Origin of the sequence: Bradyrhizobium sp. STM 3809, assembly GCF_000239795.1 — a bacterium.
Taxonomy (GTDB): Bacteria; Pseudomonadota; Alphaproteobacteria; order Rhizobiales; family Xanthobacteraceae; genus Bradyrhizobium.
In genome coordinates this window covers 1-9,935 of the sequence record NZ_CAFJ01000270.1, presented here as the reverse complement: position 1 = coordinate 9,935, position 9,935 = coordinate 1, and the positions used below count along the sequence as shown (strand labels likewise).

Genomic DNA, 9,935 nt, shown 5'->3' with positions numbered 1-9,935 from the left:
TCCCCGCCTCGCGTGTCGTGACGATCGCGCGCTACGCCCCTTGCATGAGGCGGGATGGCGGGAGAAGACCATTAATTCGGAATAATGGCAAGAGATTTTTGTTTTTGAGAATGGCGTCGGTTTTCTCCTGGCCGGTCGTGCCTCGAGCCGCACGCCCAAGGAGAGGGACGAAACTGCCGGTCTCGTTATAGGATTGCTGCTCCGCTCACGATCCTCGACCTTCACCCTGAGGAGCCGCCGCAGGCGGCGTCTCGAAGGGCGAGGCCCGCTACTCGGGCCTCATGGTTCGAGACGCGCCTTGCGGCGCTCCTTACCATGAGGGTCGAGAGCCGAGAAGGGCACTGCACCGGACCATGAACACGCCAGCAGCGTGTTCATGGCGGGGGCCGAGCTCCGCCGCCGAAGCTGCGCGTCGATCGACCTAACAGATATGCGCGCCCTGCGTCTCGACATACACCGCATACAGCGACTGGCTTGCGGTCATGAACAGGCGGTTGCGCTTCTTGCCGCCGAAGCAGACATTGGCGCAGATCTCGGGCAGCTTGATTTGGCCGATACGGACGCCGTCGGGTGCGAAGATGTGGACGCCGTCATAGCCTTCGCCGACCCAGCCGGCGCCGACCCAGATGTTGCCGTCGATATCGACGCGCAGGCCGTCGGCGAAGCCCGACCTGCCGTCCAGCGCCATGTCGATGAACGCCTTGGGGTTGGACAGCTTGTCGCCGTTGATGTCGTACTGCCAGATCACGTTCTTCGCATTCGGATAGTGCGTGATGCCGGTGTCGCAGACGTAGAGCTTCTTGTAGTCGTGGCTGAAGGCGATGCCGTTCGGCTTGAACGGCTCGTCGGCCACCTTGGTCACCGCACCGGACTGCGCGTCCACGCGATAGACCGCTTCCTTCTGGAACGGCTGGTTGGAGCCGTTGCGGACGTTCTGGCCTTCGTAGAGATTGATCGAGCCGTAGCCGGGATCGGTGAACCAGATCGACTTGTCGGCGGGATTGACGACCATGTCGTTGGGGCCGTTGAGCGGCTTGCCGTTGGCCTGCTCGGCGAGCACCGTCACCGTGCCGTTGTGCTCGAAGCGGACGAGGCGGGTGCGCTCGGCGGAGATCTGCCGGCCCTCGTAGTCGAAGCTGTTGCCGTTCGACTCGTTGGAGGGCTTGCGGAACTGCTGCGAGATGTGGCCGTCGTCGTCGAGATAGCGCAGCTGACGGTTGTTCGGGATGTCGCTCCAGACGAGGTACTGGCCCTGCGTGTTCCAGGCCGGCCCTTCCGCCCACAGGCAGCCGGTGAACAGGCGCTTGATCGTGGTGTTGCCGACCTTGGCCTTGAAGCGCTTGTCGTCGATCACGACGATGTCCGGGTCGGGGTAACGTTCCGGCGGTGCGCCCGGCCCGTAGTCGCGGGCCATGGCAGGCGACACTGCCGCTGCAGCGGCGGCAAAGCCTGCCGCGCCCTTGAGGAGCGTGCGCCGGTCGAAGCCGTCAGCTCCGGCCGGCGAATCCTTGACGTTGTCGTGTTGAGACCGTGTCATGATTGTCCTCCCAGTTTTTTGTTGGGAGGCGATCATACGACGAAATCATGGCATTCAGCGGGACAGCTCAACAAAAAACAACTTGAGAGTGTGTGCGCTGCAAGCAAACTTTTGCGCGATGCAATCTCAGATCGGATCCCAGCCGAAGATGTCGGCGGAGCGATCGAGCTTGTAGAACGACGGCTTCAGCGCCGGCATGCCGTGCTCGGCGATGGTCTGCGGCGTCCAGCCTTCGCCGCGATGCACCGAGCGCAGCGGACGCGACTGGCCCATCAGGAAGATCTCGTTCATGCGCACCGCGAAGATCTGGCCGGTGACGTCTTTCGAGGCATCGCTCAGCAGATAGGCGACCACAGGTGCGATCTTCTCCGGTCCCATCCGCTTCATGCGCTCGACGCGCTCCTTCTCCGCCTCCGTCTCCGCCGGGATGGTGCCGATCATGCGGCTCCAGGCGAACGGCGAGACGCAGTTGGAGCGGACGTTGAAGCGGCCCATGTCGAGCGCGATCGACTTCGACAGGCCGACGATGCCGAGCTTGGCGGCGGCGTAGTTGGCCTGGCCGAAATTGCCGATCAGGCCGGAGGTCGAGGTGAAGTGGACGAAGGAGCCGCTCTCCTGCTCGCGGAACAGCCGCGCCGCGGAGTGCGCGACATAGAACGAGCCCATGAGGTGCACCTTGATGACGGCCTCGAACGCCTCGATGCTCATCTTGTGGAAGATCATGTCGCGCAGGATGCCGGCATTGTTGACGACGCCGTCGAGCCGGCCGAAATGATCGGTCGCCGCCTTCACGATTTTGCTGGCGGGGATCGCCTCGGACACGCTCTCGAAATTCGCGACCGCCGTGCCGCCAGCCTTCCGGATCTCCTCCACCACTTCTTCCGCAGGTGCGGCGCTGGTGCCCGAGCCGTCCGAGGCGACGCCGGGATCGTTGACCACGACCTTGGCGCCTTCGGCGGCGCACAGCAGCGCGATCTCACGTCCGATGCCGCGGCCGGCGCCGGTGACGATGACGACTTTGTCCTGGAGCGATTTGGTCATGAGTCTTCTCCTGTTTTGCGCCGTCATTCCGGGATGGTGCGAAGCACCAGACCCGGAATCTCGAGATTCCGGGTTCGGTCCTGCGGACCGCCCCGGAATGACGAGGCTGACTATCTCTCATTCGTGAATATGATCGTGCCCGACGCCGCAAACATGCCGCCGACGCCGTGACATACCGAGATCTTGGCGTTCGGCACCTGTGCCGGCGCGATGCCGCGCATTTGCCGCACGCTCTCCTGCAGCGCATACATGCCGTACATGCCGGAATGCATGTAGGACAGGCCGCCGCCATTGGTGTTGAGCGGCAGCTTGCCGCCAGGCCGGGTGTGTCCGGCGGCGATGAACGGGCCGGTCTCCTCATGCGGCATGAAGCCGAGATCGCCGAGGCCGAACAGCGGCAGATGCGCGAAGGCATCGTAGATCATGAGGTGATCGACATCGGCATGCGTGATGCCGGCCTCCTTGAAGGCGAGGGGGCCCGCGACCTTGAAGGCGCGCGACGAGGTGAAGGTTTCCATCTGGCTGACCATCGGCGTCTCCACGCTCTCGCCGGTGCCGAGAATGTACACGGGCTTGCGCGGAAAATCCTTCGCCCGATCGGCCGAGGTGAGGATCAGCGCGCCGCCGCCGTCGGTGACGAGGCAGCATTGCAGCAGCCGGAACGGATAGGCGATCATGCGCGAGTTCAGGACGTCCTCGACACTGATCGGATCCTTCATCATGGCGCGCGGATTTTTCGCCGCCCATTCGCGCTGCACGACGGCGACCATCGCGAGCTGCTCATGGGTGATGCCGTAGGTCTTCATGTAGCGCAGCACGGGAATCGGGAACATGCTGGGCGGGCCGTACACGCCGAACGGCGCCTCGAACTGGCCTTGCAGGCTGTCGGCGGGAATCGAGCGCGGCAGCTTGCCGATCATCGACTTGCCGCTCTCGGCATGGGTGATCAGCACGGTCTTGCACAGCCCGGCCTCGATCGCAGCCGCCGCGTGCCGGACATGCAGCATGAAGGAGCAGCCGCCGACCGAGGTGCCGTCGACCCAGGTCGGCGTGATGCCGAGGTAGTGGCACATCTGCTGCGGCGTCTCGACCGCCGTGGCGAAGCCGTCGATGTCGGACAGCTTGAGCCCGGCATCGGCGATCGCGTTCAGCGCGGCGTCCGCATGCAGCTGGATCTGCGACATGTTCGGGATGACGCCGAGCTCGGTGGTCTCGGCCGCGCCGACGACGGCAACCTGGTTCTGGCGCATCGGCTCAGCCCTTCGCTGGACGGAACAGGGGCAGGGTGATCTGCTCGTCGAGCTTCTCGAAGGTGACCTCGAGCGGCATGTCGAGCTCCAGCGCCTCGGGCGTCTGCGGGCAGCCGGTGATGTTGCTCATCATGCGCGGGCCTTCCTCCAGCGCGACGACGGCGATCGCGTAAGGCGGCGTGAAGCCGGGCGCGGCCGGGCGGTGGTTGATGACGTAGCTGTACAGCGTGCCGCGCCCCGAGGCCGTGAAGACGCTGACCTTGCGGCTCGCGCAGGAGGGACAGAATGGCCGCGGCGGGAAGTAGACATGGGCGCAGGCATCGCAGCGCTGCAGGCGCAATTCGCCGGCGCGTGTGCCGTCCCAGAAATGCTGCGTCTCTGGCGTCGGCTTGGGGCGTGCGCGCATCGGCTCGGGCATCTCCGGTGATCTCCTCCGGGGAGCGGAACAGCCCGCTCCGTTGCGTTCGTTTCTTAGTTAAGGTGATGCGACATTTGACTATTCGGCGTCAACGGTCCATCAGTGCGCTTGCATGCCATCCATTCCGGCCTGCACACAAGAACAAGACTGGAGCATGAGCCGCGGTAATGCGGTTCAAATTGCCGCCAGACGAAAATTCGGGAGGTTGCCATGCTCAGGATATCCGCAGTGCTGGCCGCATGGTTGGCATGGGCAGGAGCCGCGTTCGCCGCTGACGCTCCGGCCGAAATCAAGATCGGCACGCTTTACGCCTCGTCCGGCCGGTACGCCTCGATCTCGATGCCCGTGCACAGCGCGATCAAGCTCTGGGTCGAGCAGAAGAACGCCGATGGCGGCGTCTATGTGAAGGCCTTCGACAAGAAGATCCCGATCAAGCTCGTCGCCTATGACGACCAGAGCAACACCGCCACCGCCTCGACGCTGTACAACCAGCTCATCACCCAGGACAAGGTCGACCTGCTGGTGGCCGATTCGGGCTCGGTGCTGACGGCACCCGCCGTCTCGATCGCCCGGGACCACAAGATGTTCCTGTTCGACCAGACCGGCACGGGGGCGAGCTTCTTCTCCAAGGACAATCCCTACATCGCGCTGATGGCCGACCCGGTCTCCACGGTCTGGCCGAAGCCGGTTGCCGATTTCGTCACCCATGACGGCCCGGCGCTCGGCATCAAGAAGGTCGCCATTCTCTACGCCACCAACGAGTTCACCGGGACCCAGGCCAACGCGTTCCGCAAATTCGTCAAGGAATCCGGCGCGCCGATCGAGATCGTCTACGACCAGGGTGTGCCGACCGAGACGACCAACTACACCGTCATCATCAACAACATCGCGAACGCCAACCCGGACGCCGTGATCCATTTCGGATACGCGCCGAACGACATCGCATTCCTGCGCAACGTCCAGGATGTCGGCGTCAAGTTCAAGATGCTGTTCTCGATCTACGCCGGTCTCGAAACCGAGCTGCTGGAGAAGAATGTCGGCGAGAAGGGTCTCGAGCACATCTGGACCTACGTGCCGCCCTCCGAGATCGACTATCCCGTCGAGTTCGGCATGTCGATGAAGGACTATCGCGCCGCCTGGAACAAGAAATATGGCGACGGCAAGGTCGAGTTCGGCTTCAACGCCGTGGCCGGCTACACCACCGCTCTGGTGATCGAGAAGGCGCTCTCCGTCGCGACATCGCTCGACCAGATGGAACTGCGCCGCGCCGTGTTCTCGCTCTCGGGCAACCTCAAGACGCTGGACGGCACCTTCGCGCTCGACGAGACGGGCGGCCAGATCGGCGAGCTGACGCCGCTCGGGCAGCTCAAGCTCGACGAGCACGGCCACATCAAGTTCGTGTCGATCTATCCGCACGAGACCGCCACCGGCAAGCCGGTCTACCCCGCGCCATGAGCGAGGCGGGGCGGGCGCGTCGACAGGAGCGGACCGGCTGATGCTGACCTATGCGCTGGTGGCCGGCGTCCTGTTCGGCCTCTACTTCAGTCTGGTCGGCATCGGGCTCAACCTGGTGTTCGGCGTCATGCGCATCGTCAATCTCGCGCATGGCGACATCATCATGCTCGGCGGATTCATCGCGCTCGGCGTCGTCACGCTCGCCAGCGTCGATCCGCTGTTCGCGGTGCCGCTCGCCTTCGTCGTGTTCGTGCTGGCCGGGCTGGCGCTGTACTACGTCCTGGTGCCGCGGCTGCAGGGCGCGTCCAATCCCGAGATGCTGTCGATCATCCTGTTCTTCGGCCTGTCGCAGGTGATCGAGGCCATCACCACGATCTTCGCCGGCACCAGCGAGCGCTCGATCCAGAGCCGCCTGCTCGGCACGGTCTTCACGACGATCAGGGTGAAGTGGTTCGGCGGCAAGCCCGGCCCGGGAGGGCCGATCCATATCCTCGGCCAGGGTTTTCCGGCGCCGTGGGTGATCGCGGCGGCGACGAGCCTGGTCGCGATCGGGCTCGTCTATGTCTATCTCTACCGGACCCGGCTCGGCACCTTGACGCGCGCGGTGATGTCGCGCCGCGACGAGGCGCTCGCGACCGGCATCGACGTCGATCGGGTGTCGGCCGCGGCGTTCGGAATAGGGCTCGGGCTCGCCGCGATGGCCGGCGTGTTCGCGCCGTTCATGTTCGGATCGATCACGCCCGCATTCGGCGCCGATGCGACGGTGACGTCGTTCGCGATCGTCGTGCTCGGCTCGCTCGGCAATCCGCTCGGCACCGCGCTCGGCGGCATCGTCTACGGCGTCTGCTACATGCTGGTGCAGACCTATCTGAGCTCCTGGGCCGATCTGTTGCCCTATGTGCTGCTGATCCTCATTCTGCTGCTGCGGCCGAGCGGCTTGCTCGGAAGGCGGGTGCGCGTTGCCTAAGCTCGTCAAGCATCTGCTGCTGATCGTCCTGCCGCTGCTCGCCGTCTTTGCGGTGGCGCCGGCCGTGTACCAGAATCATCTCCTGCTGTTCAATTTCGTGATCTTCCTGATTCTGGCGCAGGGCGTGAACATCATCTACGGCTTCACCGGCTACCTGCCGTTCGGCTATGTCGGCTTCTTCGGAGCCGGCGCCTATGGCTTCGCCATCATGGTCATGCATCTGCAGATGCCGGCGGCGCTGGCGGTGCTCGCTGCGGGCGTTGTCGGCGTTGTGCTCGGATTGCTGCTCACCCCGTTGCTGCGACTCACCGGCGCCTATTTCGCGATTGCCAATCTCGCCGCCTCGCTGGCCGTGCTGCATCTCGTGGCGAACCCGGCGCTGGAGAGCATCACCAAGGGGCCCTATGGCGTGTCGCTGACGGGCACGTTCAATCCGACGCTCGCCTATGAGGCCGCGCTCGTGGTGCTGGCGCTGACGCTCGGCGCAGTCGTGTACCTGCGCAATTCGAGCTTCGGCCTGGCGCTGCAGGCGGTGCGCGAGGACCCCGTCAGCGCCGCCATGGCCGGCGTCGACGTGGTCAGGATGCGCATGGTGGCGTGGCTCGCCTCCGCGCTGGTCGCCGGCCTCGCCGGCGGCGTCTATGCCTGGTACGTCTCGGTGTTCTATCCGGACAACGTGTTCTCGGGCGAGTTCTCGATCTTCGCCATCGTGTTCGCGCTGTTCGGCGGCGTTGCGACCATCCTGGGTCCGATCGTCGGCGTGCTCATCCTGTACGGCGTCTACAACCTCATCGGCTTCACGACGCCGCAATATTTCCAGCTGATCTATGGGCTTCTGATCATGGGGCTGGTGCTGTTCCTGCCGGCCGGGCTGATGTCGCTGGCGACGAGAAGGGGCTGGCATGTCCCCTGACGCCGCACCCATCCTGAACGTCGCCGGGCTGGTGAAGCGGTTCGGCGGCTTTCACGCGCTCGATGGTCTGAGCTTTCATGTCGCGCCGGGGGAAATCCTCGGCCTGGTGGGGCCGAACGGATCCGGCAAGACCACCGCGATCAACGTCGTCTCCGGGCTCTATGCGCCCGATGGCGGCGAGGTGCGGTTCGAGGGGCAGCCGATCGGCGGCCTCGCCTCGCACCGGCTGGTCCATCGCGGCATCAATCGCACCTTCCAGGTGCCGAAGCCGTTCATGTCGCTGACGGTGCGCGAGAACGTCGACGTCGCGCTGGCCTACGGCCGCGCCCGGACGGCGCCGCCGCCGGTGGCGCAATTGCTGGAGGATTATCGGCTGGGCGAGGTCGCGGCCAGACCCGCGGCCGACCTCAACAGCGCGCAGCAGAAGATGCTCGATCTGGTGCGGGCGCTGGCGACCGCGCCGCGCCTGCTGCTGCTGGATGAACTCGCCGCCGGCCTCAATCCGGCCGAGCTCGACTGGATCGCGCAGCGCATCAAGGCGCTGGCGGCGGCGGGCATGGCGATCATCGTGGTCGAGCATCTCATGGGCTTCATCGAGCAGATCACCGATCGGGTCATCGTGCTCAATGCCGGACGGGACATCTTCGAAGGCAAGCTCGCTGCCGCGGTCAAGGAACCGCAGGTGATCGAGGTGTTCCTGGGAGGCGAGCATGCCCGCTGACCTGCAGCCGCTGCTCCAGGCGTCGGCGATCGACGCGGCGTATGGCACCATGCAGGTGCTGTGGGGCGTCGACCTCGATGTGCGGCCGGGCGAGACCGTATTGCTGCTCGGCGCCAACGGCGCCGGCAAGACCACCTTCCTGAAATCGCTGGTCGGCCTGATCGCGGCGCGCCGCGGACACATCCGTCTCGGCGGCGCCGACATCACCGCGATGCGATCCAGCGACCGGATGCGGCGAGGCATGACCTACATGTCCGAGCTCGCCGTGTTTCCGGACCTCTCGATCGAGGAGAACATCCGCATCGGCGCGCAGGCGCTCGGTCATGCCGACGCCGGCGCGCGGCTCGACGAGATGTATCGGCTGTTCCCGGTGCTGCGCGACAAGCGGAGGAACCCGGCCTCGAGCCTGTCCGGCGGCCAGCGCAAGATGCTCGGCATCGCCAAGGCGCTCGCCGCGGAGCCGAGGCTGCTGGTGATGGACGAGCCGTCGGCCGGCCTGTCGCCGCTGTTCGTCAAGGAGGTGATCCGCATCATCCGGGGGCTGCAGGAGCGCGGGATCGCGCTGCTGGTGGCCGAGCAGAACATCGGCTTCCTGGAGGTCGCCACCCGCGTCTTCGTGCTGGAGGGCGGGCGGATCCGCTTTTCCGGGACGGTTGCCGAAATGAGCGACAACGAGGCCCTGCGGCGGGCCTATTTCGGGCTGACCTGAGGCGCGTATCGAGTGGATGGGCGCCCGCAGCCGACATGTGTAAGCTGCCGCGATCGGTCGAGGCGGGATCCATGAAGCTGCGTGACATTGCCCATTCGCGGACGGGAGACAAGGGCGACACTTCGAACATCTCGGTCATCGCCTACGACCCCAGGCACTATCCGCTGCTGCTCGCAGAGGTGACGGCGGAGCGGGTCAGGGACCACTTTGCCGGCATTGTCCACGGCGAGGTGGTCCGCTATGAGCTGCCCAACATCGCGGCGCTGAACTTCGTGATGAGCCGGGCGCTCGGCGGCGGGGTGACCCGCTCGCTGGCGCTGGACGCGCACGGCAAGTCGCTGAGCTCCGCGCTGCTCGATCTCGATATCTCGGCTGACGCCGCCGACCCCCGATAGGATGCCATGACCGCTGCCAACCCGACCCTCGCCGCGCTGGCCGACGATCTCGCCGCCGGCCGCACCACCTCCCGCAAGCTGGTCGAGGACTGCCTCGCCCGCATCGCCGATCCCGCCGGCGAGGGCCAGCGCACCTTCATCCACGTCGACAAGGACGCCGCGCTCGCGGCGGCCGACGGCATGGATTCGCTGCGCAAGGCGGGGGCGGCGCCGTCGCCCTATGCCGGCATTCCCGTCTCGATCAAGGACCTGTTCGACATCAAGGGCCAGGTGACCCGCGCCGGCTCGCGCGCGCTGGAGGATTCCGCGCCGGCCGAGGCCGATGCGCCGGCCGTGGCGCGGTTGCGCCGGGCGGGCTTCGTCGTGATCGGCCGCACCAACATGACCGAGTTCGCCTATTCCGGCATCGGCATTAACCCGCATTACGGCACGCCGAAGAGCGCCTGGAAGCGCGAGACAGGCTACGTGCCCGGCGGCTCGTCCTCGGGCGCCGCGGTTTCCGTCGCCGACCGCATGGCCTATGGCGCGC

Annotated in this window: 11 protein-coding genes; 7 read left to right on the top strand and 4 right to left on the bottom strand. The window is 65.7% G+C overall.

The features are described 5' to 3' along the window. Positions 1-421 precede the first annotated feature (421 nt). From BRAS3809_RS15270 to BRAS3809_RS15255, 4 genes are all read right to left on the bottom strand, one after another. Positions 422-1,537 carry an SMP-30/gluconolactonase/LRE family protein gene (locus tag BRAS3809_RS15270; protein WP_008963016.1) on the bottom strand — a complete coding sequence of 372 codons (1,116 nt, stop codon included), beginning with the start codon at positions 1,535-1,537 and terminating at the stop codon, positions 422-424. A 126-nt stretch (positions 1,538-1,663) separates the two neighbouring features. Continuing rightward, entirely contained in the window at positions 1,664-2,578 is a 915-nt protein-coding gene (locus tag BRAS3809_RS15265; RefSeq protein WP_008963015.1) for an SDR family oxidoreductase, read from the bottom strand. A gap of 110 nt (positions 2,579-2,688) precedes the next feature. Continuing rightward, positions 2,689-3,828: a thiolase C-terminal domain-containing protein gene (locus tag BRAS3809_RS15260; protein ID WP_008963014.1), complete on the bottom strand. Its 1,140-nt coding sequence runs from the start codon at positions 3,826-3,828 to the stop codon at positions 2,689-2,691. Positions 3,829-3,832: 4 nt separating this feature from the next. Then, positions 3,833-4,246, bottom strand: coding sequence for a Zn-ribbon domain-containing OB-fold protein (locus BRAS3809_RS15255; RefSeq protein WP_008963013.1), 414 nt, complete (start codon positions 4,244-4,246; stop codon positions 3,833-3,835). A 210-nt stretch (positions 4,247-4,456) separates the two neighbouring features. On the opposite strand from BRAS3809_RS15255, the gene BRAS3809_RS15250 reads away from it, so the two are divergent. From BRAS3809_RS15250 to BRAS3809_RS15220, 7 genes are all read left to right on the top strand, one after another. After that, positions 4,457-5,701 carry an amino acid ABC transporter substrate-binding protein gene (locus BRAS3809_RS15250; RefSeq protein WP_008963012.1) on the top strand — a complete coding sequence of 415 codons (1,245 nt, stop codon included), beginning with the start codon at positions 4,457-4,459 and terminating at the stop codon, positions 5,699-5,701. 40 nt (positions 5,702-5,741) lie between these two features. Next, the gene (locus BRAS3809_RS15245) at positions 5,742-6,668 is read left to right on the top strand and encodes a branched-chain amino acid ABC transporter permease (protein ID WP_008963011.1); all 927 of its coding nucleotides are present in this window, start codon (positions 5,742-5,744) and stop codon (positions 6,666-6,668) included. Next, positions 6,661-7,581 carry a branched-chain amino acid ABC transporter permease gene (locus BRAS3809_RS15240; RefSeq protein WP_008963010.1) on the top strand — a complete coding sequence of 307 codons (921 nt, stop codon included), beginning with the start codon at positions 6,661-6,663 and terminating at the stop codon, positions 7,579-7,581. Before BRAS3809_RS15245 ends, BRAS3809_RS15240 begins: the two co-directional genes overlap by 8 nt. Further along, a complete protein-coding gene (locus BRAS3809_RS15235) occupies positions 7,571-8,302 on the top strand; it encodes an ABC transporter ATP-binding protein (RefSeq protein ID WP_008963009.1) in 732 nt (243 codons plus the stop codon). The genes BRAS3809_RS15240 and BRAS3809_RS15235 overlap by 11 nt, the downstream gene beginning before the upstream one ends. Then, positions 8,292-9,011, top strand: coding sequence for an ABC transporter ATP-binding protein (locus BRAS3809_RS15230; RefSeq protein ID WP_008963008.1), 720 nt, complete (start codon positions 8,292-8,294; stop codon positions 9,009-9,011). The genes BRAS3809_RS15235 and BRAS3809_RS15230 overlap by 11 nt, the downstream gene beginning before the upstream one ends. Positions 9,012-9,082: 71 nt before the next feature. After that, entirely contained in the window at positions 9,083-9,406 is a 324-nt protein-coding gene (locus tag BRAS3809_RS15225; protein ID WP_008963007.1) for an AtuA-related protein, read from the top strand. A gap of 6 nt (positions 9,407-9,412) precedes the next feature. Further along, on the top strand, positions 9,413-9,935 hold a 523-nt coding region (locus tag BRAS3809_RS15220; RefSeq protein ID WP_035656372.1), incomplete at its 3' end, for an amidase family protein.